General features: G+C 49.0%; 30 protein-coding genes. 5 read left to right on the top strand and 25 right to left on the bottom strand.

Going from position 1 to position 23,737, the window contains the following annotated elements; translation table 11 throughout:
- Window positions 1–65 precede the first annotated feature (65 nt).
- From BQ8005_RS05555 to BQ8005_RS05540, 4 genes are all read right to left on the bottom strand, one after another.
- Complete coding sequence (locus BQ8005_RS05555; RefSeq protein ID WP_075317361.1) at window positions 66–929, bottom strand: hypothetical protein; 864 nt, start codon at window positions 927–929, stop codon at window positions 66–68.
- Window positions 930–932: 3 nt separating this feature from the next.
- Window positions 933–1,835: a DUF6712 family protein gene (locus BQ8005_RS05550; RefSeq protein WP_075317360.1), complete on the bottom strand. Its 903-nt coding sequence runs from the start codon at window positions 1,833–1,835 to the stop codon at window positions 933–935.
- A gap of 74 nt (window positions 1,836–1,909) precedes the next feature.
- A complete protein-coding gene (locus tag BQ8005_RS05545) occupies window positions 1,910–3,325 on the bottom strand; it encodes a hypothetical protein (protein WP_075317359.1) in 1,416 nt (471 codons plus the stop codon).
- A 14-nt stretch (window positions 3,326–3,339) separates the two neighbouring features.
- Window positions 3,340–3,591 carry a hypothetical protein gene (locus tag BQ8005_RS05540; RefSeq protein ID WP_234984005.1) on the bottom strand — a complete coding sequence of 84 codons (252 nt, stop codon included), beginning with the start codon at window positions 3,589–3,591 and terminating at the stop codon, window positions 3,340–3,342.
- Between the two features lie 816 nt (window positions 3,592–4,407).
- Between BQ8005_RS05540 and BQ8005_RS05535 the strand changes: the two genes are divergently transcribed.
- Entirely contained in the window at window positions 4,408–4,977 is a 570-nt protein-coding gene (locus BQ8005_RS05535; RefSeq protein ID WP_075317358.1) for a phosphoribosyltransferase, read from the top strand.
- Window positions 4,978–4,988: 11 nt separating this feature from the next.
- On the top strand, window positions 4,989–5,597 hold the full coding sequence (locus BQ8005_RS05530) for a JAB domain-containing protein (RefSeq protein ID WP_075317357.1): 609 nt from the start codon (window positions 4,989–4,991) through the stop codon (window positions 5,595–5,597).
- Between the two features lie 106 nt (window positions 5,598–5,703).
- Here the strand turns inward: BQ8005_RS05530 and BQ8005_RS05525 are convergent, their stop codons facing one another.
- The 21 genes from BQ8005_RS05525 to BQ8005_RS05430 all read right to left on the bottom strand — a co-directional run bounded on the left by BQ8005_RS05525 (window position 5,704) and on the right by BQ8005_RS05430 (window position 21,524).
- On the bottom strand, window positions 5,704–7,047 hold the full coding sequence (locus BQ8005_RS05525) for a hypothetical protein (protein WP_234984004.1): 1,344 nt from the start codon (window positions 7,045–7,047) through the stop codon (window positions 5,704–5,706).
- Between the two features lie 368 nt (window positions 7,048–7,415).
- Window positions 7,416–8,000, bottom strand: coding sequence for a hypothetical protein (locus BQ8005_RS05520; RefSeq protein WP_075317355.1), 585 nt, complete (start codon window positions 7,998–8,000; stop codon window positions 7,416–7,418).
- Window positions 7,997–8,284, bottom strand: a complete 288-nt coding sequence (locus BQ8005_RS05515; RefSeq protein WP_075317354.1) for a hypothetical protein — start codon at window positions 8,282–8,284, stop codon at window positions 7,997–7,999. Before BQ8005_RS05515 ends, BQ8005_RS05520 begins: the two co-directional genes overlap by 4 nt.
- Window positions 8,268–8,699 carry a phospholipase D-like domain-containing protein gene (locus BQ8005_RS05510; protein WP_234984003.1) on the bottom strand — a complete coding sequence of 144 codons (432 nt, stop codon included), beginning with the start codon at window positions 8,697–8,699 and terminating at the stop codon, window positions 8,268–8,270. The genes BQ8005_RS05515 and BQ8005_RS05510 overlap by 17 nt, the downstream gene beginning before the upstream one ends.
- 43 nt (window positions 8,700–8,742) lie before the next feature.
- Window positions 8,743–9,693: a hypothetical protein gene (locus tag BQ8005_RS05505; protein ID WP_075317353.1), complete on the bottom strand. Its 951-nt coding sequence runs from the start codon at window positions 9,691–9,693 to the stop codon at window positions 8,743–8,745.
- Window position 9,694: 1 nt separating this feature from the next.
- Window positions 9,695–10,393 (bottom strand): hypothetical protein, encoded by a 699-nt coding sequence (locus tag BQ8005_RS05500; RefSeq protein ID WP_075317352.1) that lies wholly within the window; start codon window positions 10,391–10,393, stop codon window positions 9,695–9,697.
- Between the two features lie 28 nt (window positions 10,394–10,421).
- Window positions 10,422–11,705 (bottom strand): carboxypeptidase-like regulatory domain-containing protein, encoded by a 1,284-nt coding sequence (locus BQ8005_RS05495; protein WP_075317351.1) that lies wholly within the window; start codon window positions 11,703–11,705, stop codon window positions 10,422–10,424.
- Window positions 11,706–11,724: 19 nt separating this feature from the next.
- Window positions 11,725–12,696, bottom strand: coding sequence for a coiled-coil domain-containing protein (locus BQ8005_RS05490; RefSeq protein WP_075317350.1), 972 nt, complete (start codon window positions 12,694–12,696; stop codon window positions 11,725–11,727).
- 600 nt (window positions 12,697–13,296) lie between these two features.
- Entirely contained in the window at window positions 13,297–13,764 is a 468-nt protein-coding gene (locus tag BQ8005_RS05485) for a hypothetical protein (protein ID WP_075317349.1), read from the bottom strand.
- A 599-nt stretch (window positions 13,765–14,363) separates the two neighbouring features.
- Window positions 14,364–14,693, bottom strand: coding sequence for a hypothetical protein (locus BQ8005_RS05480; RefSeq protein ID WP_075317348.1), 330 nt, complete (start codon window positions 14,691–14,693; stop codon window positions 14,364–14,366).
- A gap of 60 nt (window positions 14,694–14,753) precedes the next feature.
- Window positions 14,754–15,071 carry a hypothetical protein gene (locus tag BQ8005_RS05475; RefSeq protein ID WP_075317347.1) on the bottom strand — a complete coding sequence of 106 codons (318 nt, stop codon included), beginning with the start codon at window positions 15,069–15,071 and terminating at the stop codon, window positions 14,754–14,756.
- An 11-nt stretch (window positions 15,072–15,082) separates the two neighbouring features.
- A complete protein-coding gene (locus BQ8005_RS05470; RefSeq protein WP_075317346.1) occupies window positions 15,083–18,169 on the bottom strand; it encodes a CHC2 zinc finger domain-containing protein in 3,087 nt (1,028 codons plus the stop codon).
- A gap of 76 nt (window positions 18,170–18,245) precedes the next feature.
- Entirely contained in the window at window positions 18,246–18,626 is a 381-nt protein-coding gene (locus BQ8005_RS05465) for a hypothetical protein (RefSeq protein WP_075317345.1), read from the bottom strand.
- Window positions 18,623–18,862, bottom strand: coding sequence for a hypothetical protein (locus BQ8005_RS05460; protein ID WP_075317344.1), 240 nt, complete (start codon window positions 18,860–18,862; stop codon window positions 18,623–18,625). Before BQ8005_RS05460 ends, BQ8005_RS05465 begins: the two co-directional genes overlap by 4 nt.
- Window positions 18,859–19,203: a hypothetical protein gene (locus tag BQ8005_RS05455; protein WP_075317343.1), complete on the bottom strand. Its 345-nt coding sequence runs from the start codon at window positions 19,201–19,203 to the stop codon at window positions 18,859–18,861. Before BQ8005_RS05455 ends, BQ8005_RS05460 begins: the two co-directional genes overlap by 4 nt.
- Window positions 19,204–19,207: 4 nt before the next feature.
- Window positions 19,208–19,648, bottom strand: coding sequence for a hypothetical protein (locus tag BQ8005_RS05450; RefSeq protein ID WP_075317342.1), 441 nt, complete (start codon window positions 19,646–19,648; stop codon window positions 19,208–19,210).
- Window positions 19,645–20,292, bottom strand: coding sequence for an HNH endonuclease signature motif containing protein (locus BQ8005_RS05445; protein ID WP_075318970.1), 648 nt, complete (start codon window positions 20,290–20,292; stop codon window positions 19,645–19,647). The genes BQ8005_RS05450 and BQ8005_RS05445 overlap by 4 nt, the downstream gene beginning before the upstream one ends.
- 10 nt (window positions 20,293–20,302) lie before the next feature.
- Entirely contained in the window at window positions 20,303–20,536 is a 234-nt protein-coding gene (locus tag BQ8005_RS05440; protein ID WP_075317341.1) for a hypothetical protein, read from the bottom strand.
- Between the two features lie 23 nt (window positions 20,537–20,559).
- Window positions 20,560–20,700: a hypothetical protein gene (locus tag BQ8005_RS17505; protein WP_200806326.1), complete on the bottom strand. Its 141-nt coding sequence runs from the start codon at window positions 20,698–20,700 to the stop codon at window positions 20,560–20,562.
- A gap of 222 nt (window positions 20,701–20,922) precedes the next feature.
- Window positions 20,923–21,261, bottom strand: coding sequence for a helix-turn-helix transcriptional regulator (locus BQ8005_RS05435; RefSeq protein ID WP_234984002.1), 339 nt, complete (start codon window positions 21,259–21,261; stop codon window positions 20,923–20,925).
- The gene (locus BQ8005_RS05430) at window positions 21,258–21,524 is read right to left on the bottom strand and encodes a hypothetical protein (protein ID WP_075317339.1); all 267 of its coding nucleotides are present in this window, start codon (window positions 21,522–21,524) and stop codon (window positions 21,258–21,260) included. Before BQ8005_RS05430 ends, BQ8005_RS05435 begins: the two co-directional genes overlap by 4 nt.
- 81 nt (window positions 21,525–21,605) lie before the next feature.
- Here BQ8005_RS05430 and BQ8005_RS05425 point away from each other — a divergent pair, with 81 nt between their 5' ends.
- From BQ8005_RS05425 to BQ8005_RS05415, 3 genes are all read left to right on the top strand, one after another.
- Window positions 21,606–22,022, top strand: a complete 417-nt coding sequence (locus BQ8005_RS05425; RefSeq protein WP_075317338.1) for a hypothetical protein — start codon at window positions 21,606–21,608, stop codon at window positions 22,020–22,022.
- Window positions 22,023–22,297: 275 nt separating this feature from the next.
- Complete coding sequence (locus tag BQ8005_RS05420) at window positions 22,298–23,125, top strand: ion transporter (RefSeq protein ID WP_083610600.1); 828 nt, start codon at window positions 22,298–22,300, stop codon at window positions 23,123–23,125.
- Window positions 23,126–23,197: 72 nt separating this feature from the next.
- Window positions 23,198–23,737: a TlpA family protein disulfide reductase gene (locus tag BQ8005_RS05415; protein WP_075317337.1), complete on the top strand. Its 540-nt coding sequence runs from the start codon at window positions 23,198–23,200 to the stop codon at window positions 23,735–23,737.

The following is a 23,737-nucleotide window of genomic DNA, read 5'->3' as shown; positions in this document are numbered from 1 at the left end:
CATTTGTGTATTATCCAAGCGACTATCTGATAAATAATAAACATTTGTATATTATTAACGAAGGACTAAACTTTCGGCTGCATCTTTTCCTTCATCTCCTCCTGAATGCGCAGCTGCTCGTCCATCGAATACAGGGCATCGACAAAAAGGCCCTTGCGCACGCTGTCTTTCTTGGTCATGTCGTGCTGGGCCAGCGAGTCTAACAGGCGGAGCTGGCCGTCGAAAACGTTGCCGACAACCTTTCCACCACCGCTACCGCCAAACACACGAGGATAGCTGGCTGCCCAGCATTCCATACTGCCCAGGATGAACCAGTACATCACCATCTTTCGGGTGGCCGACAGGCGGCGCAAGCGGCGGGCATCGCGCTCCAGGCGGGCGATGTCAAACGTCCGCCCCGTGTGCCACAGGCAGGCCAGGGCGTACTCCAGCTTCTGCGGGTCGGCAGCCGCAGCATCCAGATAGGTCTGCAGGTACATGAACTGCTCGAAGGTGATATCGAAGAGGCAATCATCGGGGCCGGTGAAGCGGCACAGACGGATGCGCAGGCGGGGATACGGGTTCACGGTCAGGCCGGGGCAGATGCAATAGGTGTTCTGATACTTGCCCTTGACAAGCCGCAGCAACCAATCGAAGAGGTTGGACATGGTTATCACCTCATCAACCATCAGCCGATAAACCTTCCGGCGGATACGCACGGCGTATCGGTTTGATTGGATGCCCACCACCTTGTCGGGCTTGACGCCCTGCAGCTTGGGCGGGCGTTTCATCCGGGCGCCCAGACAGTAGAGCAGCATCAGGATCTTCAGTTGCTCCACTGGCTGGTTACCTTGTGAGATGCGTGCCAGGTACTCCAGTTGTTTCCGTGTGAGTCCGTCCCAAGAGGACGGTACTTGATAGGTGTCGTCGTTGATTTGAATGGTATGCATGATTCAGCTGATTGAGGTGAATATCTTTTTGTCCTTGTCGTTCCAGTGCATCACACCGCCCTCGCTCGCTTCGCCCGTTTCATCGGGATGCTCGCCCTTCCAGGCTTCAATCTTTCCGGCGTAGTAGGTCGCCTGTGAGCCATAGTAATTTCCCGTCATCTCCAGATCCTCATACAATGGCCGGATAATCGGTGTAAATTCTGGTTGGTTCCCGTTCAGTCGCTGCTCGCGTCCGGTCTGCGAGGTGTGCAGCTCGGCACACTTGGCCGCCATATAGCGCACGCACAGCAGGCGCAAATCGTCTGGCTCGCCGCTAATCACACGGGTGTACAGCTTCTCGCCCAGCATTTCGGCGACATTGCGCACCTGTAGCTGGAGCAGAACGGGCAGCATGGCCCGGTAGCTCAAGGTGGAGTAATCGATGCCTACCAGCCCTTCGTCCTGGTACTGGCGGGCACTGCGTATCAGGCAACCGCCTGGCGTTATTTGTCCCTGATGCTCGATATACTCGGGGTATTCATCGGCATGGGCGGCCAGATAGGACAGCAATCGGTCGAGAGCCTGCATGCCACGGTAGTAGAGATTGGCCTTGGCCGCAGCAATCTTGGCGTCACTGGCCGGCGAACGTTCACCCTGCTTGTTCTGCACGGTGATGCCCGCGTCACCGTACTGGATGCCCAGTTCGTCGGTGGCCAGTGATACGGCCAGCGGGCCGAGTGCGCGGCAGATCTTTTCCTTCAGGGTTTCGTCGGCTTCAGCCTTGGCCAGTGTAGCCTCCCCGATATTCGGCTCGATATAGATGTCGGTCGCGTCCTGGATAAATGGCCGGACGGACTCAAAAGGCACAACGGCGTTCATCTTCACCGTCTCCCGTAACTGTTCAATGTCTGTAATCAATAAGTTCATAAGCATTCGTTTTGGCTGTTTCATTCACTCGTAGCTCATCGCTCGTAGCTAGTAGCTTGTCACTCGTAGCTTTCTTATTCTTCATTCTCCGGCTTGATACCCGTATTCTTCACTGCTCCCGTGCCCTTGTCGAGGGTTGTGAGCTGGCAGTTGGTCACACTGAAATAAATGTCTTTGGGCCAGCCGTTCAGTTCCTTCACCACATAGAGGGGTTCCAAGGTTGCTTCCTGAAATGTCTTGTTCAGTGCCTGAGTGATGATGAAGAGCTCGCGGGCCTCCGTGCCGTTGATGCTTTTGTTCTTGCCGGGGCTTGAGCCGATGATGCTGGGGTGCACACCCATGCCGTAGCTCAGGGTATTGCTGGTCTCCTCCGAATCCTCTATATACTCTCCGCCATCCGGTGCCGACTGCAACGGGGTGATGATGATATCCTTGTCTTCCGTACCCTTCACACGGTCGTAGCGGAAATGGCTGACGAAACTCTTCCCGGCGTTCTCCTCCCCGGTCAGGTAGTCATTCATTTCCTTCAGAAAGGCTTCCCGCAGTTCAACCTGCTTCTTTTCGTCCACCGCCTTATGCTTGGCGTACAGCTCAGTCCAGAAAGTGTCCTTTATATAGACCAGGTAGCGGAGCGACATTTGGTTCTTGATGAGCGACTTCTTCAGCACCGGTATCGCGCTGGAGAAGTCATACCAGCCGCTGGCGAAGATGCTCCACCAGTAAGGCCGACCGTAGTAGAACCGTCCGGGCGTGTTCATCTGGATATTGTGGATAAACCTCCGTTGTTTTCCGACGACCTTCAGTCCGTTGTCATTGGGCAGCTTTCCCATGCGGGTCATCAGATCGCGCAACGGTGCCTGTCTGTCCAAAAGCGGGGTGGCTATCAGGTCGGTAGGCGTCCCCTTGTGCCACTCTGCGCTGTATCCGTGCCATTCACTCTTCCCGGTCTTTTCGTCTATCTCGCTGATACGTGAACAGGTGGTTTCCTTCGATTTTATCTGTACAATTTTCGGGTTGTCATCACGGTTGAAGATGTATTCCACATAGCTGTCGTAGAAAATGGCCAGGTCATTGGCTATCTCCATGCGGATGTGGTTGTAGTTGTTCATCCGCAGGAATTCGAATATTTCGGGCTCATCGTCCGGCAACACTTCCTTCTTCTGAATATTACCCAGTTCGTCACGGTTCATACGGTACACTAGCAGTCCGTCCCCATAGATGACCTTGGTCTTGAACTCCACATTCGACCCGACGGTCACATTGGTGCCGATGCGCTTCATAACCAGGTAAGGCATGTTGTTTTCACTTCCTCGCGGCATGAACTTGATGGGGTTCTTCTCGCCCTTGGGCACCACCTCGATGCCTCTGTCTTCCCGGTCGGTCACGATATCGCGGTTGTCACTCAGCTTCACCATGTTCTTGGCTCCTTTCATCACGGCGTAGGGCGTATAGCCTTGCCCGATGAGTTCATTTAATTCTTCACTGTTCATTCCTCATTCTTCATTTAGAAATAGACTTTCAATCCGTTAATCCTCGTAATCAGACACCGGCGTATCTTCCGGGGGCTTGTCTCTCCGGCAGGCAAAACGTTCACGGTACTTCCGTCGCTATGCCACGAGGTGAGCACGGCGCGCGGATAGTCCACCAGTTCGCCGGTGCTTCGTTTGCAGTATTGCAGGCTGAACTCGGCCGGCCGTCCGTTAACCCTGCGCTCCATGATATCTCTCAGTTGTCGTTGATGTATCCTCTTTTCCATGCGGCAAATGTATGCTGCAAAAGTTTCGTGCGAAAGGACAGCGGTGACCCTCACGGGTCGATGCCGGTGAGGGCGGGGGTAGCAGCATATAACACAAAAATTAACATATTCATTCGAGTCTTTTTCGCAGGGCGGTGCGGGGTTGCTTCGCAGAAACAAGGGAAATATTTCCCTTGTTGAACCCTTTTCTTTTTGGCATTCTGTTTTTTACATTTTTCTCTGAGAGAAAAGGCGGGGCGCGAAAAATCCGTGCGGAATAGTTATACATATCCGCACGGATTTTTCGCGTTACTGGGTAGAAAGTGACCTTTCTGTGATGGTAAAAGCGTCCACGCAGGGGTCACCGCTTCATTCGATGCCGTGACCGGTTATTCCACCCTGTCAATTCCCATCGTTGTACAGGCTGCGCTTTATCTGCACAAGGATGGCATTGACAAGGCAGAGCGGTAAGCTCGGCGCTTCTGTCTTCCACTCGTTTTCTTCATCCTTCACTCCTGTTTATCCATTCACCTGGTCACACGGCATTCGCTTTTTTGTGCTGCAAAGGTAAATGTTGACGTCACTGGTTCAAGTTCGGGCTTTCTGTTCTCCAAAAAATCTCCACCCCTCGGGTTGTATTCAGGCTTCCGGTTTTGGAAGAAAACTTGCTCTTGCTCCTTACAACACCTTTTGACGCAGCGTAAAAAAGGCGAAACATACCGCGCGCGACAGGCGACGGAATAAAAAAAAAGTCGTTCAGGGAAAACGAGAAACAAAAGGCTCACACCCACGGCTCAAGGTTCAAGAATAAATTCAAATTTTTAAATATTTACAACTATGGCAACAAGAAAATTTATCATCCCCGAAGATTGGAAAAAGCAGTGGTCTAAGTTTATGGTAACCTTTTTCGATTACCTCCCAACACATTACGAGGCAAGCAAAAGAGAGTGGGCTGTCCGTCGTATGATATGGGATTTCAAAGACGGTAAACGGAGTGTCCAGGTAGCCGAGCTGGTGGCAAAGAAAATGCGGGAGCAGTTTGGCGCAGGCGTTGAAAACTTGACGCTGGTATGTATTCCAGCCAGCAACGGCGAGAAGAACGAAGCCCGTTACAAGGTTTTCGCCGAAGAGGTGGCGAGGCTGACGGGCTGCCAAAATGCTTATGGTGCAATCACCATCGAGGGCGGTCGCTTGGCCATACACGAGGCGAAAGGCCGCAAGGTGGTACGGGAGGCCGAAGTCATCAATTTCGACAAAGACTTTTTCAAGGGAAAGCAATGTTTGATTTTTGACGACGTACTGACACAAGGCCACAGCTACGCCCGCTTTGCGTGCGCTCTCGAAAAGATGGGGGCGGAAGTTCTGGGAGGTTATTTTCTGGGTAAAACGATTTTAGGTAACAATTAATTTTCTAAGCAATGAAGAAGACGAAGAAAAACATAGGAATACAGCTTTCCTTATTTGACGATATGCGAGAAGTGACAGACAATGAATTGATAAGTGAACTGACAAACAAGCCCGTAGTGGCGGAAGATTGGACGGGCGAATACCGTTTGGAACGATTATTCAACAGCTTGACACCTCACCGCAGGCGGATAGCAAAAGCAGCGGTAGAACTTTACAAGCGCAGGGAGATACGGAAAGACCAACGTACGCAGATAAGGCACAGCAAGGACGCTTACAAAGAGATACAGCCGTATCTGTGCGACTTGCAGAACGAAGAGTTTTGGATAATATGCTTGAATAATGCAAGCAGGGTCATAGATAAGATACGTATCAGCGTAGGGGGCATCACGCAGACGATGGCTGATATTAGGCTGATAATGCGGAAACTTGTAGAGGTGAACGCCACTTGTTTTATTGCCGTACATAACCATCCGAGCGGCAACGTGAGGCCGAGTGGCGATGATAATCGACTGACAGAGAAATTGAAGAATGCGGGCAACTTGTTTGATATTAAATTGGTTGACCACCTGATAATAGGTCAATGCAAATATTACAGCTATGAGGATGAAGGGCAGCTGTAGAAGATGGGCGCCTCGGGCGCCCCCTTCGTTTGCTCGCACGCTCGCAAACGAAGGGGCCCATATCGGTGATGTCTGATTTCCGTTCCTTTAACCACGGAGGGGATGATTATTTCAAAAAGAATGCTCCCCCAGCAACCATTCCCGGCTCGGTGAAGAAGAAGTTCATGCCCAGCCACAGGGTGTCGAAGGCATCGGTGATATGTGTCTTGTATTCGTCGGGCGTGTCGGGTGTGTCCGGCGTACCCTCGGGCGTCTTGTCCTTCTCGAAGCCGTTCTTTCCCTGACGGACGCCGGTCTGCTCCAGGGCGATCTTCAGGAATTCGTTGTTGTAGAGATTGATGCGGATGAGCAGGAAGTCGGGGTCGCCCTTCAGCGAGCGGTCGATGTTCAGATGCTTCCAGTCGTGGCGGGGAGCCTGACCTACGTACACCATCTGGACGGTGTAGCCGTTCTCTTCGAGCACGCGTCGGATTATGTCGGCGTAGCTTTCGTTGCTGGCACCCGTTTCCCAAGTGAAGGTGTGGTCGTAGTACACCACGACCTCGTGCTTCAGCTTGGGGCGGTAGTAGTCGGCCACCTGCTTCACCAGGTCTTGCAGCTTGCCGGGGGTCTTGACGTAGAATGATTTCAGCACGCGCATCGTCCCGCCGTCCTTCTGACCGACACAGCACGAGCTGATGGAGGCGTTGGAATCGAACGCCAGATGCAGGGGCGCATCGAAATCAAGGTCTCCGTCGCCCAGGCAGCCGCTGGCAGTGAGCCGCTTCCAGTCGGCACCCAAGGCTTGGAGGCGTCCGCTGTCCGTCGGGGTGTAGAAATGCACCTTTTCGTCCAGGGCCGAATAGAAGCCATTCTCCACCCGGTAGAGCCGCTCGTTGAGGAAGGCGGTTCGCCACACCAGCGGCGGCGAGTCGCGGTACATCTGCCAGATGTAGTCCTCGCCCAACACTTCGAGGTTGTCGAAGACGTCGTACTCGCCGTAGAACACGGTGTATTCACGGGTCTTTCCGGGGGCAGGATGCACCGGCGGCTGGTAGCGGCGGGCGATGTCGAGGTCGCGCTGCAGCTCGCGGATCTGACGCTGCACATGCTCGGTCAGCGGTTTGCGCTTGTACTCCTGCAGCTGCTTGTAGAGGGTGCGGATGAGGTTGATGTGGTCGGTGTTCATCTCCTCGCGCTTGTCGAGAATCCAGCGCCCCATGGCCGCGGTAGGCATGTCGGTGCTGTAGCAGACGCTGTGATGGTGGGGGCAGTGGCCGAAGTACTGGCGGTTGCCACGGTTGGCCGGGTTGACCTCGCTTTTGATTTTCTCGTAGCTGAGAAACTTGGCTTCGGGGCCGATGACCCAGTCGATGGACATGGAGTTGGCCGACATGCCCTGGTTGAACGAGAGCACCACCATGACGGTGCCGTTCCAGAAGTGGAAGGCATTGTTCCAACCCTCCCGCATCAGGGGGCGGACAGGAAGACGGAAGCCCATCGACGCCGGGGCACGGTGGCCGACAACGTAGTGCACACCCTCCAGATAGCCCCATTCGGCCAAAGCCTTGCAGATGGCGGGCAAGGTGTTGCCCCAGGCTTTGGCATAACTGGGCGATATCAGGGCGCCCAGCGAGCCGGGCATTTCCCAGACGTTGCGCAGGATGAACCGGGCGTCGATGCCTTCAGACTTTCCGGTGCCGCGCGAGGCGATGATATACTCATCGTGCGCACCGATGGCCATCGCCTGCCGCTGCATCTTGTTGAAATACTTGCGCACGACATTCGCCTGCTTCATCCGAAGCTCCTGGGCCGAAGGGGCTACAAATTCTTCATTCTTCATTCCTCATTCTTCATTATCTTCGCATCCTCCGCCTGACCCTTGAAGTAGGCTCTTAACTGACGACGCTTTTCTTCCACATTATCAACCGGTTCAAGACCTTCAACCAATGTGACGTCGTCACTCGGTTCGAACGATGGCGGTATCATCTGCGAGTAGTCGAAAGCGTCGTCCTCCTTGTCGCAGCGGGTGTACTTTCCGATTTTATCCAGGCAGGCAGCTGCTCCCTTGGCGTCGTTATTCTTGATAGCCACATCGTAGGCTTTCTTCGCACCCTCTACAATCATGTAGCGGTACCACGATTTGGCGGCGAGCTGGATGTTACCGACCAGTCTGTTCATCATGGCGATGTCACGGTAAGCCTGGCTTTTGCTTACGCGTTCGGCCTGTCCGGCACATCCGGCCATGAGGAAATTGACCATCTCTGCGTCTTCAACAAGAGGTTCTTCCATCTTCTTAGAAACACAGAGCATCATCCGGCGCTTTATCTCCAGTTCTCTGGCGGATAGCGTGCGGGCAGCTTCCTCTTGATCCTTAAACAGGCTTCGCTCGATGCGGTCGTAAGTGGTATCTTCTTTCATCATTCCTGAATGTTTTGTTCCTTCATATACTTGTCGGCCAGCGGTTCGGCGGCCGGACTGCCTGCCTTGGCCAGTTTGATGACGGTCTTGCGCAGCTCGTACTTGGTTTGCAGGCGGCCGCGATGGTAGGCCGTATAGATGTCGCTTGTGGTGTAATTCTTGCAGATTTCGCAGAACAGGTCGCGCTGATCAGCGTCAATCCTTATCAGAATGGCGATTTCTGAGGGCGGCAACAGGGCGGCCGCCATCTCTTCGACTTGCTGCAGCTGTTCATCGGAGAGTTTCATAGGGCAGAGCGTCGGCGTAGGCCTGGTTAAAGGTTGCTGAAAAATAGTCGTAGCTGTCACCGGCGGTAAACCAGAATCCGGCTTCCCATCGGTGGTTCTGATTGAGGTTGGCAGATCCGCAGATGCCGAACCGGTACTGCTCGTTTTCGACCAGCAGCAGTTTGGCATGACAGGCATCGATACGTATATCGGGGGTAATATTGGCCGCAAACAGCAGCAGGTCGAGCTTATGCCGTTTCACCGTATGGTCGAGCAACAGCGTAAGGCTCCGTATCTTGGCTTCATCGGTCAGGAAGAAGAGAGGACGCAGGCTGTCCTCCGACACGCTGAAGGTTGCTATCCGCACATCAGCCTCCCCAATGGCACATAAGAGAGAGGGCAATACCTCATGTATTGCCCACTCGCCTTTGTGCATAAACGGCCTGCATTGGCCGGGGCACAGCGCATTCTGAAACAGTTCATTGAACCTTTTCACTCTCTTGCTGTACTTCTTCTTCCAGTTCCTTCAGCTCGGCCTCGTAGCGTTGGATGCGCTTCATGGCGTTCTCATAGACATTCTGCCTGCCGTCGGCCTGTGCCTTATCTGCTGCTGTCTGGCTATTGCGGATATTCTCCTTCAGACGCTTGATTTGACGGGCCATCTCGTAACCTCGCACGACGGCATTGTCACTGTATTCAGGTCGTTTCTCGCTCAAATCCAACGATGCCTTTCCTTCAGCCCACTGGTCGATAGACCGCCACAGCTTGCGACGCTCATCATCGAGTTTACATAGTTGGTCGGCAAGATTCTTGCGATCTTCGTCCGACAGTTCAGTATTGGTCAGGTCGTTGTGAAGGCTGGCATACAGCGGCGCAATTTCCTTGATTCGGGCATAAGCCTTCTGGAGCGATTTCGGCAAAGTTTCTTCCGTTACTACCTTTACACCCGGCGCATTGAGCGCATCCACTTCCTTTCGGAGCTGGTTGATTTCCTCGAGATTGCTTTCTACCTGTTTCTTCAGATCCTCTATTTCTTCGGCATGCTCTTCACTTCCATCCTCCAGATATCCGATACGGGTCTGTAGGTCGTCGTTCAAATCATCGAGCTGTTGGATACGGTCATTCCGTTTCTTCAGGGCTGCCTGTCTCTCCGATTCAGTTTCTGATATCTGACGCACATCCAAATCTTCTTCGGCTGCAGCAATGACAATTCCGGCACGAATGTTCTGCGCGATCTTCGACAAACAGTTAGTCAGCTGCGTGAAACGTGGGTCGAACGGATGTGATACACCGTCCGCTCCACACTCGAGATAGACACCATAACGCTGCTTCATGCTATCATTGGCAAGCTGTCGAAACAGATCCATACCGTCAGCGTATTTGCGCTGACGGTTGGCTAACCAATTAAACAATTGTTCTTTACGCTTCATATCAGCCTCCTACTCCCCCTGATGTCCAGCTGCCATCCTTGATTTTCTCGATGTCAATCGGCGTTTCCAAGAAGATGGCACTATAATTACTGTCGGCTGTGATGGTGAAGGTGTGGCCACGTCTGTCGGCGCGTGCCTGTCCACCATTGAACGAAACTGACGTAGCAGCTGGCATACCCGGCTGGCCGATGATCATCTGCTGGCCGTCAGAGTCTTCGAACACGTAATAACCAGGTGTGTTCTTGACCATAGCAGCGAAAGCATGCGCCTCTTTCATGTTGCCAGGGAAGAAACCGGTGAGGGTTTGTTTGTAGGAGATTCCATCAACTTCACCCTGTGCTTCTACGGTATAACCGACAGTCGCATCGGTGTTATACAGATAAACAGGCATCTTGATGGCTCCTTCCGCGCCGAACGTGAAAGATCCGGCAGCTGTGACCAAATCGGCATTATCGGTTGCCTCTTCCCATTTCGGAACAGTCGGTACTGCGGTCGCTGCATCGGCAGGAACAAACAGAAGATAACCTTTGAATCCTCCCATGTTATTGCGCCCCATCGGCCAATTCAGGGGTGCAAAAGCAGGTCCTACAACAGCCATAAGCAAAGTGGATTCATTACATTCTGTGAAACCGCACAGATAAACTGCCATTACCGCAATGAATGCGATAGCCAGTCCAATATACAACTTCTTATTTTTCATATCACTCATTTTTTAGGGTTCAACAAAATTAACCGGCAGGCGTATAAGCGGCTTCTTTCGTCGTCACTTCACCGGCCTTCACCTCTACACTGGCAATGTTGCTGGGTTTGGTCTTGCCTTCAACGTCTGAAAATTCAACCGTGTAAGTGCCAGGCGCCAGTCCATTGATGTACTGGCCGCTTGCACGTTTGGCCGCTTTCCCTTGGATATTCCACAAGCCTTTTCCGTCATCGCCTGTGATGGTCACACTGACGGCACCCGTCTTGCAATAGTCACCGGCCAAGTCAAGGCCTTCATTCTTCTGCTCATTCGTGCAGAACACCTTCTCATGCCAGTCGTTGATACGGGTGTCGTAACCACTTTGCAGCCAGAACTGCCACTCGTTCGGATCTTCGTAAATGTCGCGGATCTGACAGAATCGGGCAGCTGCTTGTGTGTTGAATGCCAAGTCCATGTTGCCTACTTTTTGCAAAATCAGACGGCTTCCACGACCAAGAGCTTCGTGGGTCGATACAATCAAAGACGGGCACATGGCGTCTTCACGCAACAATTCTATCGTACGCTGCATAGATGGATATTCCTGCATACTCAACTTGTTTCGGAGGGCGGCACGGGCTGCCAGCAATACGGTATTGGCACACAAAAGCTGTGGGGCTCCACCGATACTGCTACGAAGATAAGTGTGCGTATTACCAATCCATTCTACCAGATTCTCATAGGCGGAATAATCGGTTTCACTGGTCGGCATGGTGAATTCACCACTGACAGAGAAGTTTCCGCGGGCTGCATTGATGTCACCGGATGCCATAAGCATATCCGTTTTCGTATAGAAACCGTCGAATGCTCCGTTCGGCGATTTGCTTTCCTCGTCACGCTCGGCATGGAACATGGCATATACTACATCTTCGGCATGATTCCTCACCAGCGTAAATGCTACACGGGTTTCCAAGGGGTGCCGCTTGTTGATGTTGCTTACAGGTGTGCCACCAATGACAAGCAATTCATTGTCATTATACACCTGACTGTTCTCCTTGGTGATGCACACTACATCCTTGGGCTCAATGGCCGAAGGTTCAAAAGTGAGCAGCTTCTCTACCATGCTGAAGTCTTTACCTACCTTATAGGATTGGGTACCACCGGCATGGCGACGTTCGTTGATTCGTACATGCTTTCCCTGCAAGTCCATCAGGTTAAGGTGAAGTATTGCAGCCACATCTTTCAACGTGGCATAGGGCAATGTACGCAAGGTCTTGTCATAAATCGTCATCGCTTCATTGAGCTTGCTGACGTCAATCAATTTGGGTGTTGCCATTTTTTTCGTCGTTTATGGGTTAAATAAGACCTTCTTCTTTCAGCCTGGCAGTGATAGCCTCATAATCTCCGGCATGGGCATCACCATACGCTGCGAGAGTGTCTGTATCTTCAGAACCTGGTTCAGACTTGGGTGTCAGATGTCCGTCCTTTCCGGCGGGCCCTTGCTTCAAATTTTCAACCTGTTCCTTGAGTTGCTTGATCTCATCATCCTTCTTCTGAAGGTTTGTCTTGAGAGTACTGATTTCACCGTCCTTCTTCTGAAGATCGGATTTCAGTGTGGTCACTTCATTGGTGGTCGAAGAGAGTTCTCCATCCGCCTTCTCCTTGTCGGCCTTCAGCTGTGCATTCTCTCCCTGCAGGCGAGACAACTCGGCATCAAGAGAATCCAGCTGCTCATCTGTGATGACAGTCACATCGGCCTTATCCTCGCCAATCTTCAGAAAGGCGAGAACAGATTTCCATTTCGTTTTGAAATTCATAACCTGAGATGTTGATTGTTTGAGTTCTGGCACGACATTGTTCTCCATCCCTGCTGCCAGACATACAGAGGTGGAACGGTCATACAATCTGACTGCATTGGCATTGGCAGGTACGTCCACGATGCTGGCTTCCATCAAATCGCACTTGGTTACGGTCTCTCGAGTCTGACCGGGTACAAGTAGTTCTTTCTCGCCGGACGTGGCGAGAATACGGATGCCGATGCTGGCTGCATTATACGTTCCGGCATTGAACTTGGCAGCAACCGTCTTTGACAGCTCATCCACCTCATCGAAAACCGGTTCTGCAGACAGAACACCGTCTTCAACACGTATATCTTTCCAATGGCCAATGGCTTTATAGTTACCCCAGAGTGGAGTACCTTCGTCACGAAAATGCATATACAGCAATATCGGGTTCTTTTTGAAGGCTTCCAATTCGATGCCTTCTGTCAGAACCCGATAGCCGTATCGGTTCAAATTTGAGTCTGATAATACAATCCGTTTGCCCATTGCACATTATTTTGGTGCAATGATACAAACGTTTGAAAAGGTGCAGAAGGACGCTACACCTCTATATATTCAAGGGCAGGTGTAAGAGAAGAAGAGGATAGCTGGAGTTGATAACCTGCCAGATCTGGAGCTTCGCTTCCAGGAGATTCTTCCAAAGTTCCAAGAAGAGGGAAATCTTTGGTTCCAAGTATGCGTATCTGTCTATTTGCGTCTGTATATCGTATCAAACAACCGCATTTGACACACTTACGCAGGATTTCGAGTAGAGACACATTCACTAATGAAGTGGGCAACAACGTATTACAGCTGTGTTGATACGATGTTCCTGCATCTGAGCCCTCAGGAGTGGCAGCGCAAACAGTATTTTTTCGATTGATAGGTAAGTCTGTCCAAAGTTCCTCACCGTCTATGGGTGTGATGGTAACTTTTGTTTTCGAGTTCGAAAATGTTTCCACATTCTCAATCGGACAGATTTCGCATCTTATAATTCCGCCAACATTATTCATAACAATCTGATAGATAAATATTTAACACTTTTGGTGCAGTTTTGATGCACTTTTCGAGCTCAAAACGGACAAATCAATACACTTGCTGCATGAATTATTTTCGTGAATATTTGCGTTTTTCGCGGCGTCTCACAATCCCCCTCCAACGGTAGTAATTCTTCAGGAATGCATCTTCGGTCAAGCTCTCAATGCGATACTTGCAGATAAACAAGTGGACGGCATCTTTGTATTCGATTCCCTCCCGATGCTTCATCGCATCGAGCAGGTCGTGCACTTCAGACCACATCATCGTTTCAATCTTCTTGGAAATGATGCGCTGCGACCGAATGCCAAGATAATTGTAGCTTTCAGGCCTTTTTCCTACACTTCGTTCCGGAAGTATTATCTCGAGATTTCCTTTGTCTATTGGATGATCTGCTGGCCGTTTCTCCAGCAAGTCGTAAATGAAGTGATACAAGTCCAGCTTGTCCGGGATGCGGATAGCCTTTCCTTCATCGCACTCGCACTTGGCTGACATGTATTCACGAAGGTGCTCGGGTACTTGAATTCGTGTGGTAATCATGTTTATAAATCATTGAATTTCATACAAATATAATGAATATTGTACAGTTTTCAAACAAAATCGGTCTACAAATTGACTATCTTTCATTCAAAGTTTATTCGAAATCTTGCAGAATATGTACTACAAAATCGTGCAATAGTACATTTGTGCGCTGTATTATCCGTAAATATCTGTTGTTCAGAAATATATGAGCGTACAAAATCCGTACTTTCGTGCACGGTTTTATTGTTTTTCGTACGATTCCCGTTTTTTTCTCTATTTGTGCAAATCGTGCACGAATTGTGCACGTTCTGTGCAAAAATTGTGCGGTTATAACACTCTGATTTTCACGGTTATAATATTACATTTGTAATATTGCGCACGATTGCACGATTTTTTCCACGTTTTTTATTGGGGTTAATTGCCATAGAAGAAATAAAGAAAAATATATATACCCCCGGCTTGGCTTTCGCGAGCTCCCTGCACGTTTGTCCTATTTGCTCCCTCTGATGGTTAGGGGTTAAGGGGGAAGGGTTCCTGATACAGTCATCGGCCAACGCATGCGCGCCGGCCGATGACAGATAGAATACTCTCGTAGTATGTGTACAAGAATACTCTTGCTATCGAAAGTCCTCTGGATAATAGCTGCAGCATATGAACTCATATTCTCGAGGAATACTCTTCACGCCGACGCCGACAAAGATACCGCGTGCTGCCATTTCGTAGAGCCGCTGATTGGTCAGAGTGGCTCCTCTGAAATTGTATTCCGGGCACAAGACGAAATACGCGAGTTGCAGATCGATGCTGTAGATGTCAGGTGCCATCAATTTGACCGCATCTGAAGGGATCCTTGCGAATCCCATCCGCACGGCAAGCTGTGCTAACATGCGCTTTCGTTCCGTCGGATCTGGAGATACCACGACGTGAATTTTTAGCTCTTTTTTTATCATGATTTTGTTGTGTATATCATTGAAAATTAGTATCCTTACAGTGAATTAAATTGGATGGTTCTACTTTATCCGAAGGGTGTTATGGTGGTGTCCTGAAGGCCTGAATCCTACAGTTCTTCTTACGACTTCCCCGTCATCAGATAATTCCAATTCTCCCTTGCTGATATCATAAGGTTCTTCCATGATGCATAAGGCTACAATATCTCTGAATAAATTTTTGCTCTTGTCATTACATTTGTCTGAGATGCGGAATGATTGCCCTTCGGGCAAATCGTGGCAAAGTGCACACACCTCATTATAGAATGCCATGAATCTGTTATGGCTCTTTTCCTGCAGCGGTATGAGCCTCTGGATGATTTCTTCGTGAGTATCTGTCATAACGGTTCGTTTTAAAAATCAAGTTTACCGTCAGAATCCAAAGGTATTCCTAACGGATCTAACGCCTCAGTTGGTGTACCGCTGTCCGGCTTTCCGATGGTGAAGTATTCCACGCCACCGCTCTTATCATCTATGATAGGTTTCCCATCTTTGTCCAGGTAGAGGGGGAGCCCACTTTTTGAATCGTACTTGTTGGGATTGAATAGATACCCTTTCCATTTGCAGTACAAGACCAGTTTCTTTTTGAAAGGTTGTGGCTGGATGTACTTCCGCTGTGATGGGTCGTAGGTGATAAATGAGTCATACATCTCTTTCCGGGGAATACGTTTGTTGATATGCTCGTCTGAACTGAAGTACTCATCGGCCCACGAGATAAGCGTTTCCCCAATCTCCTGACGCAGCTTTCGCTGCTCAAGACGTTCACCTGGTGCCTGCACGACACCGTATCTGAGATAGAGCTGGATACAGTTGGCTAACAGGTTCCAGCAGTGATTCCATTGTTGGAAATCCCATTCACTGAAGAACAGCACGCCGAAGTCGTCAAGCGGCTTGTGCGTGTCATTGTAGAAATCCGAGAAGGCTATCAGCCATTGTCTGTCGGTGAAGCTGGAGCCCGTTCCTCGGATGGCATGGTTGGTGGCGATATATATTTTGGGGGATTTGGCAAAGGGGTAGGTGATACGGCTGCCTCCCTTCTTGTTGACCGTCCAGTCGCCGGTCAGGTTCGGAAACAGAAATTCAAAGTTGAAGTTCTGCAGTACGTCGTCGATGAAGACCAGACGCGTCTTTTCGTCGATATCGTTCCAAATGAATGAGTCGTTGAAGATGTCGGGTTTCTTTCCTGGTATATAGACAATGGGCATCACTTGACGCATCAGTTCCCCGATGAGTGATTTACCGCTACGACCATTAGACTCACCGACTTCGCTCTGCTTTCCATCCATACCGATAACAGCCCGTGTGACATTGTTGTCCTTGGCTTCCATCAGCATGTATCCGATGGCGCATAGTTTGGACAACAGATGCAGGTTGTTTTCAAGCAATTCGTCTTCTTCAACTTCTTCCGGCTTTTTCCGCCAGGTGAAGTTGCTGGTATTGATCAGAAACTGCAGATAGTGGCATTTCTTTCCTTCCGGCGATAACTCGTAAGTGTATTTTCCGTCAGTCTCCGTGAACGTGATCAGCGGATGGCCGTAATATTCGGCATCGACTGGTTTCTTCTGCTCACTCCAGATGTGATGCATGATGCTTTCGTATCCGACTTCTTTCACTTCATGCTGGGTGATCTGCCAGCAGCGCGACGCGAAGTAGAAATACTGCTCTTCACGGCTCGCTGCTACGAAGTTGGGTGTGATGAAAGCAAGGCGCGACATCTGGTAGGGTCCAACGTATTGAGAACCTCCCTGCAGCAGCATGTTGTTCACTCGACGTGAGCAATGCTGTTCTGCGAATGCGTACATGAAATCGCGGGCGTCGTCCACACTGATGGTACGTACAACCGGTGGGTCCAGATGGATGAACAACCAGCTGTCGTCGAGCAGGCGATATCGGCCGATTCCTCGATTCTGGAAGAAGTTCTTTCCGGCCACATAGTCATACTGACAATCGTATATCGGATTTCCATTGGTATCAGTTTTTTGATTTCCATTTCTGTCCTCTTTGGGCACTTCAATCCAAAATTTCTCGTCCTCTTCGAATGGAAGGGCTGATACTAGTTTACCCTCTTCATCGAACTTCCAGGCATACCGGCCGAAGATGAACTCCGGCAACTCCTTCAGTACGTCCTTGTGTTGCTCGGCGAACTTCTCGTGGCTGTGCAGGTTCCACAGCTCTCGGAGCTTCTGGTCATTCCACGTCGTCACCTTGAACATATCGACGTACTGGCCGTGGCCGCTCTTCTCATTGCAGGCAAATTCCATGTCTTTGGCCAACTCGTCTTCGCGGCCCTGCAGGGTGTTGGCCAGCAGGTCATCCAATCCCTTGTCGTCAGCCTCGTTTTTCAGAATGTGGCCGATGAATATCTCCACCATGATGCCGCGATTCTTCAGCATACGCATATACTCCTTGAAGTTGCGTGCCGCCGCGAAGAAACATTTGGGGCGAGTGTCTACCGGGGTGTTTATCTTGATGTTCCGGCTTAGGTCGTTCCAGTCGCTGTCGAAGATGAAAGCCACTTCCTGGACTCCGCATGCGGTGATGATCTTTACGAGATCCTCGGGCAGGGAGCCTTTCTGGCCGAGGTTCTGGATACCACTTACAGCGATAGAGGGGATTCCGTGCTTGCAGGCCTTCTCCGCTTTTTTCTCTCCTTCCTGAATGTAAAGGCGAGTAAACTGCGTCTTCTCCTTGTACATCCGGCGGAGCCATTCAGGTATGTATATGGGAGTGCCGCTTCCTGCAGGAGACTTGTATTTATACGGTTGCCCGTTTTTATCCAGATGCTCATCTGGGTATTGCCATCGTACCCGATAGTATTCCTTCGGTTCTGTATTGCTCTTCCTGCGCCCTGGCATTTTGCGCAGGTAGGTGACCGGCATTCCTTCGAGGTCGTAGTATTCGATAATGACGTCATCACCTTCTGTGATATTACCGTATTCATCAATCGTTCCTGGTCGGAATGTACGAGCCTCGAAGATGCTCTGTGCGTCGCCTGTCTTGTAGATCTTGGCCGTTACGTCTGCGAAGGTCAGTCCGCTTGCCGCAAGCATCCGGGCACAGTAGCTGTCGGTGTCTTCGCCTTTGGCATCCTTGCTTTTTTTCTTCATACGTGGTCGTTCCGCACGGGTGGGGGCAGGGGGCGGATCGAGAATAACACTAAAACGTCGTGCCAGGTGGTCGAGTGCGTCCGGATAAGTCATGCGCTCGGCTTTCATCAGGTAGCTGATGGCATTGTTTCCTGATACATCCGGGCAGTTCCAGCACTTAAATAGTCCCTTGGCGGGCGATACGCTCATCTTGTCCTTGCCTTTACAGACAGGGCAGTCACAAACGTAATCTTTCCCTTTCCGGCGTAGCTCGTGGAAGTCGCTGACTACATCGACGAGCCTGCCATCGCTGGCATCTTTTATGCGCCTGATATCGTCTTGAGTATATGACATAGCATGTGAGTTTTAGGGGCGGCCAGAAGCCGCCCTGCAAATTTGGTTCATTGTTTCTGTATAGTCAAGGACGGCGTTATTCGCCAGACTCTCCGACCAGGGCCTTGAATAACAAGGCGGTCAGAGCGAAGTGGAGACTTCCTTCGTGATCCTGTAGATTGCCGCCGTCTTCAGCTTCTAATTCCACGTGCATGTTATTTTTATCGGGTGCCCTGTCGTAATATTGCGTCACTTTCAGGATGAGATTCCGGCCTCTTTCGTCGGCCATTGTCACGGTAGCACGTTCCTTTGTGTCTCCGAGCTGATCGGCGAAGTACCAGGTATCTTGGTCGGGACTCTTGTCTAGTCGCACATTGCAATATACTTTCGTCTGCCCGTTCTCTCGGATGAGTCGTTTTTCGGCGATAGTGCCGATTTCATTTGTCCGCAGGACGCGGACGCGGGTTCCTTTTTTCATTGTTGTGTGTATAATATAATGTTATCGATTAAATTCAATTGATTCTCATACTTAAACATCAGATTATTCTGCCTGTCTGTCGCTTCTCCACTGTCATGAATGTCTTTGTATTTTTCATACTTCTTTCGTACATTCCTGCGTGCGTGCTGGGCGAGAATCTCAGTTAACATTTTCGCTTCATTTTGATTTAGTGCCAAGACGGGGAAGGCTTCTCCAGGTTCGTGTGTCCATTTCATTGTTCTATCTCCTTTCCTTCATTCTTTTCACAGAATTGATAAGTACCCAGTACTTCCAGCCAGTGCAGTACGAATACCATCTTATCACAATTCCCCTTCACCCATACGGTCCACTGGCCTTGTCCCATATTTCGATAATTAGTTAAAGAAAATGGCTGAGTTCGTGGATAGGCTTTGTTCAGCTGTTCTATCTCTTGTTCGATTTCTGCCTTCAGTGCGTCCATGGAAAGGTCATCTTTGACAAGTCGTTGGACGTACTTGCCAATAAATTGCTGTAACTCACGTCCCTTGTTGTTGGTGTTTGAATAGGTTTTGATATAATCTATAAAGTATGCTGCCATAATGCTATTGGTTTATTGGTTGCTTATCAAATTCGTTCATGTACTTCCGGTATTCAAGTTCAGTCTTGGCCAGGTTCACGAGCGTGTTCACACCCTGGAATACTTGCTTGGCTTGAGCTACTGCAGATGGGTCTTTCTTTACAGCTTCAATCTGCTGCATTACGGTGTCACGAAGTTGTTGGATGATGGTGGGGTTCACGGTTGATACGCTGTCGAGCCGTTTGTTGGCCAGTACTATGACCTGTGCGGATACGGGTTTGAACTTCTCCAGCTTGGACGGAAGGTTGATGTAACTGAATACAAGCGTAGTACCGTTGTTCAGATAGATTTCGACTTCGTCTCCGTCGTCACCGGTACCTTCGCAGTAATTCAAGACAACGACTTCCTCATTCTTGTAAAGGAATGGTTTACCGACCATTTCCTTCAGTCTGTCAAGTGCGCTCATGGTTCTTGTTTTTTTATGGTTTCATTAATGGCCCTGGTTAGCCTGGACTTCAGGTATATCAATTCTTGTACCTCTACCGGGAGGTTGTGTAGCGTATTGCGACGCATCAGTTCGGCATCACTGACGCACTCGAGGTTCTCAAGCGTGCAGTTCTGCGTGTCACCGTCTCGGAAAACGATATTGCATCCTTTGGGAACTGGACCGTTGGCTTGTGTCCATACTTGTATGTGCTTCGGTATCCATTTGCCCTCGGCGATGCGGACATAGATGTATCGATGTCCGTTATTATCAACACGGATGCTTTCAGCTCCATCATGGCGAGTGTTGTGGGGCTTATGCCCCTTGCGAAACATCGTATTGCAACATCTTTCATATCTTTCCGGTGACATCTTCCGACCTTTGTTAGCCGGAATATGTCCTTTACTAAACTGGTGTGCTTTCCCATGGATGCGAAGATTGTCAATATTCTCACGGTTTATGTGCTTGATATGTTCATCAGTCTTCCTCAATCCCATCAAGAAAGCTTTACCATATACACTTCGTTCCGAGCGGCCCATCAGCTGCGCTATTTCGCGTGTACTATGGTCGGGGTATAGGAGCCAGATTTGCTCAATCTCCTCCTGTGTAAAAGGTTTGCGTACCATAGGCTTCAACTTATTTCCAACTTATATAATACGAAGGGTTATCAGTCAACGCCATTCTCTCTTCGATCTGATAACCATAATTCTCAAGCTCTTCAATGGTCTTCTCATTTAGATTGTCGAGAATGATAGATTTCTCACCATCTATCGCTGATTGCCAGATAAGTTCCATCACTCTAAGAATCTGTTCTTTCTCTTCAGCTAGTTTCTTGGCTTTTTCCGCTGTTATTATAGGTATATAATCCATAATTTTTTCTCCTTATTTTATATTCAGCTTATTATTACCGAATTCGTCAGTATATGTTCTTTCACGAAACTAATTTCCACCAGATTCAGATCGCCGGTGTTCAGATACACCTGCGCCTCAGGATCGCACTCCTCGAGGCGTTCAATAAGTTCTTGTACTGTCATAATATTATTCCTCAGTTAAATTAAACACTCGGTTAATAGTCTCATTCAATTTATCTCCGAACGGAAAGTCATCGAGATACTCTACCGTTAAATCGACGAGGTGATTCCCATTTTCAGATTCTAAAGGAATGCCACGTTGGATATGTACCGGCCAATTCTCTTCAGTGCATCTGCATACCAGTGCATTTGCAACTCGTGAGTCAAGAGATAAGGATGATGATTTCATAGTTTTTCATTTATTCGATATTCAGTTCTTGCAATCCTTCGGCTTCGGTACCGACAGAACTGCTCATGATTAAAGTATTCCCCTATCATGAAAATACCAAGCAAACAGCAGGCACCGATAGTTCGTTTGAGCGGCGAGAGGTCAAAGCTGATGCCGAAGGTGGTACAGAACCACCAGGCAGACAGCTCGTTGATTTTTCCAATGTGCAGCTTATCATATACTTTACGCAAGATATTGTCCACTGTGTACCGGGATATCCCCAGTTCAGTGGCCACTTCCTTTTGAGATGCACCCCAGGCTATACGTTCAGCCACTTCGCTTTCTCGATCTGTCAAGATTGCGGTAGTTCCGTGATTTCCCATACGTCTGAGATGTTGCGGCGTGCGAACGCCTGATTAATAGCTTCGAACCTCGGCAAACTGATGTCGATAATGCCGGTATTCATAACTGTGTAGAAGTAACTTCGTTGGGTGATGCGAAGTATTCCTTTCAGCTCCTCTCTTAGTTCATCTCTGTCTTTCAGAGTTACTTGTAGGTAGCCTTTTCTGAATGAATAGCGTTTTTTCGCTATTGCTTTAGTTGTGTTTTCTTTATACATTTGTAGCACGTGAATTGATTATTTGCTGCAAACATATTGAGTTTTTACAATATATGCAAGCTTTTATTGAGTTTTTTCTATATGGAAAATGAAATTATTAAAAGATTGGATGAATATATGGCTTATGCTGGGTTGAATGATAACCAAGTGACCGTTCAATGTGGGCTTTCAACTGGTATAGTTGGAAATGCACGTAAGAAAGGTAAAAGCCTTAACGGGAATAATATTGTGAAAATTCTATCTGTGTATAAGGATATGAATGCACGTTGGTTTTTGACAGGTGAAGGAGAAATGCTTTCGACGGTTGAGACTGCTTCGAATACAGAACTTGCTGCATTCTTAAAAAAACAAAATAAGGAATTGATGGAAAAAATAGAGCAGTTGAATAGAGAATTGGGTGATAGAGATCGTCAGATATCAGAACTTAAAAAAGAATGTGCGCGCGTCGGGATGGTTGCAGAAAATGCCGATGTAAAATCGTACGGTTTGGCGAAGTAGAAATCCTTGTGCCCAGATATTAAACTTTTATGTAGATATTTTGTGATTGAATGATGGGTGATTGAAGCCCAAATGTAGACCGAAGGTGGGGTAATTTTCAGAGAGTCAGTGACGGAGATGTTCCGCCAGGTACCTCGAAATCCAATAGAAGCCCTGCCTTTAAAAAGGCGGGGCTTTTTGTTTTTCTTGCTCCTATAGCATAAGTTTTGTGTTGAAAGTATATTGGGTTCGTTTCATATTGATTATATTTGTATTTTAATAAAAATAGAATGAATATGAATACTCGGACACACTTGGATCTGAATCCTTTGCATGGAAGGCTTCCTCAGCTGATTCGTCATGAAAAAGTCTATCGGACCATTCATCGTCAGTTGATGAAGAAATGGTTTCAGTACTTTGTGTTGTTCTTTATTATCGGTTCAATCATTTCTATTGTATATGGTTCGTTTGCAGAGTCAGCTCCCTATCGTAGCTGGCTGTATTCATTCAATTATTTGGCTTCGTTTGTTTTTACAATCGAATATATCTTGAGGATTATAGCGGCTCCTGTCCAGTATGTCGATTGTAAGCATGCCTGGAAAGCCCGTCTGCGTTATCTGTTCTCCTTCTATGGCATCATCGACTTTGTGGCGGTCTTTCCGTTTGTGGTCATTTATCTCTATCAGGAGAGTCCGCACGTACATCTGGTGGTGCTGGCCTATATCCTGATTATATTCAAACTGATCCGTTATTCACGTTCTTTCCAGTTGATAGGTACGGTGCTCAAGACGGTAAAGGAGGAACTGATCACTGCTTATACGGCCTGCGGTATTATGTTGGGCTTTTCGGGGATATTGATGTATTACATTGAACGGGGAGCTCAGCCGGAAGCCTTTGCCAATATAGGTGACGGATTCTGGTGGGCCATCGTGGCTTTTACGACGGTGGGCTATGGAGATATCTATCCCATTACGGCATTGGGCAGGCTTTTGAGCAGCATTATCAGCTTGATAGGCATAGCGATGATTGCCATTCCTACGGGTATTATCAGTTCGGCTTTCATGAGCATGCTTTTGGATAAGAAGAAAAAGGAAGAGAAGAAAACTTCGTCGGAGTCGGAATGACGGCTCTTTTTTGCCCGAATCAGATTAAAGTGTATCTTTGCGAATGTGACAAATTTATAAACTCGAAACAACATGAAACGACTGAATCTATTCTTTTTCTGTCTGCTGGCAATGATTGCTCTGGCAGGCAATGCTCAGGAAAAACAGGCTGACGCCAACGGGTATATTGTTAAGGTGGGCGAACAGGCTCCCGATTTTACAGTAAAGTTCACGGACGGGCAGAGCGTGAAGCTGTCCAGCCTGCGTGGCAAGGTGGTGATGCTCCAGTTTACGGCCAGCTGGTGTGGCGTGTGTCGCAAGGAGATGCCATTTATCGAGAAGGACATCTGGCAGAAGCACAAGGATAACAAAAACTTTTATCTGATGGGCATCGACCGCGACGAGCCTTTGGAGAAAGTCATTGCTTTCGGAAAGGCCACCAAAGTGACCTATCCGCTAGCTCTGGATCCGGGGGCCGATGTCTTTGCCCTTTATGCACAACGACAGGCAGGCATTACCCGCAATGTGCTGATAGACCGTGATGGGAAAATCGTTATGCTGACCCGTCTGTACAATCCGGAAGAATTCCAGCGGCTGGTCGAAAAGATAGACGAGATGCTGGCCGAGGAGTGA

It is taken from the genome of Bacteroides togonis, from assembly GCF_900130135.1.
Classification (GTDB): domain Bacteria; phylum Bacteroidota; class Bacteroidia; order Bacteroidales; family Bacteroidaceae; genus Bacteroides; species Bacteroides pullorum.
The sequence above is the reverse complement of the archived record's forward strand: the minus strand, read 5'-3'. Positions and strand labels throughout refer to the sequence as shown.

Coding starts and splice junctions, on each gene's coding strand:
- BQ8005_RS05555 (WP_075317361.1), bottom strand. CDS start 929: ATGCATACCATTCAAATCAACGACGACACCTATCAAGTACCGTCCTCT.
- BQ8005_RS05550 (WP_075317360.1), bottom strand. CDS start 1,835: ATGAACTTATTGATTACAGACATTGAACAGTTACGGGAGACGGTGAAG.
- BQ8005_RS05545 (WP_075317359.1), bottom strand. CDS start 3,325: ATGAACAGTGAAGAATTAAATGAACTCATCGGGCAAGGCTATACGCCC.
- BQ8005_RS05540 (WP_234984005.1), bottom strand. CDS start 3,591: ATGGAAAAGAGGATACATCAACGACAACTGAGAGATATCATGGAGCGC.
- BQ8005_RS05535 (WP_075317358.1), top strand. CDS start 4,408: ATGGCAACAAGAAAATTTATCATCCCCGAAGATTGGAAAAAGCAGTGG.
- BQ8005_RS05530 (WP_075317357.1), top strand. CDS start 4,989: ATGAAGAAGACGAAGAAAAACATAGGAATACAGCTTTCCTTATTTGAC.
- BQ8005_RS05525 (WP_234984004.1), bottom strand. CDS start 7,047: ATGCGGGAGGGTTGGAACAATGCCTTCCACTTCTGGAACGGCACCGTC.
- BQ8005_RS05520 (WP_075317355.1), bottom strand. CDS start 8,000: ATGATGAAAGAAGATACCACTTACGACCGCATCGAGCGAAGCCTGTTT.
- BQ8005_RS05515 (WP_075317354.1), bottom strand. CDS start 8,284: ATGAAACTCTCCGATGAACAGCTGCAGCAAGTCGAAGAGATGGCGGCC.
- BQ8005_RS05510 (WP_234984003.1), bottom strand. CDS start 8,699: ATGCACAAAGGCGAGTGGGCAATACATGAGGTATTGCCCTCTCTCTTA.
- BQ8005_RS05505 (WP_075317353.1), bottom strand. CDS start 9,693: ATGAAGCGTAAAGAACAATTGTTTAATTGGTTAGCCAACCGTCAGCGC.
- BQ8005_RS05500 (WP_075317352.1), bottom strand. CDS start 10,393: ATGAAAAATAAGAAGTTGTATATTGGACTGGCTATCGCATTCATTGCG.
- BQ8005_RS05495 (WP_075317351.1), bottom strand. CDS start 11,705: ATGGCAACACCCAAATTGATTGACGTCAGCAAGCTCAATGAAGCGATG.
- BQ8005_RS05490 (WP_075317350.1), bottom strand. CDS start 12,696: ATGGGCAAACGGATTGTATTATCAGACTCAAATTTGAACCGATACGGC.
- BQ8005_RS05485 (WP_075317349.1), bottom strand. CDS start 13,764: ATGATTACCACACGAATTCAAGTACCCGAGCACCTTCGTGAATACATG.
- BQ8005_RS05480 (WP_075317348.1), bottom strand. CDS start 14,693: ATGATAAAAAAAGAGCTAAAAATTCACGTCGTGGTATCTCCAGATCCG.
- BQ8005_RS05475 (WP_075317347.1), bottom strand. CDS start 15,071: ATGACAGATACTCACGAAGAAATCATCCAGAGGCTCATACCGCTGCAG.
- BQ8005_RS05470 (WP_075317346.1), bottom strand. CDS start 18,169: ATGTCATATACTCAAGACGATATCAGGCGCATAAAAGATGCCAGCGAT.
- BQ8005_RS05465 (WP_075317345.1), bottom strand. CDS start 18,626: ATGAAAAAAGGAACCCGCGTCCGCGTCCTGCGGACAAATGAAATCGGC.
- BQ8005_RS05460 (WP_075317344.1), bottom strand. CDS start 18,862: ATGAAATGGACACACGAACCTGGAGAAGCCTTCCCCGTCTTGGCACTA.
- BQ8005_RS05455 (WP_075317343.1), bottom strand. CDS start 19,203: ATGGCAGCATACTTTATAGATTATATCAAAACCTATTCAAACACCAAC.
- BQ8005_RS05450 (WP_075317342.1), bottom strand. CDS start 19,648: ATGAGCGCACTTGACAGACTGAAGGAAATGGTCGGTAAACCATTCCTT.
- BQ8005_RS05445 (WP_075318970.1), bottom strand. CDS start 20,292: ATGGTACGCAAACCTTTTACACAGGAGGAGATTGAGCAAATCTGGCTC.
- BQ8005_RS05440 (WP_075317341.1), bottom strand. CDS start 20,536: ATGGATTATATACCTATAATAACAGCGGAAAAAGCCAAGAAACTAGCT.
- BQ8005_RS17505 (WP_200806326.1), bottom strand. CDS start 20,700: ATGACAGTACAAGAACTTATTGAACGCCTCGAGGAGTGCGATCCTGAG.
- BQ8005_RS05430 (WP_075317339.1), bottom strand. CDS start 21,524: ATGTATAAAGAAAACACAACTAAAGCAATAGCGAAAAAACGCTATTCA.
- BQ8005_RS05425 (WP_075317338.1), top strand. CDS start 21,606: ATGGAAAATGAAATTATTAAAAGATTGGATGAATATATGGCTTATGCT.
- BQ8005_RS05420 (WP_083610600.1), top strand. CDS start 22,298: ATGAATACTCGGACACACTTGGATCTGAATCCTTTGCATGGAAGGCTT.
- BQ8005_RS05415 (WP_075317337.1), top strand. CDS start 23,198: ATGAAACGACTGAATCTATTCTTTTTCTGTCTGCTGGCAATGATTGCT.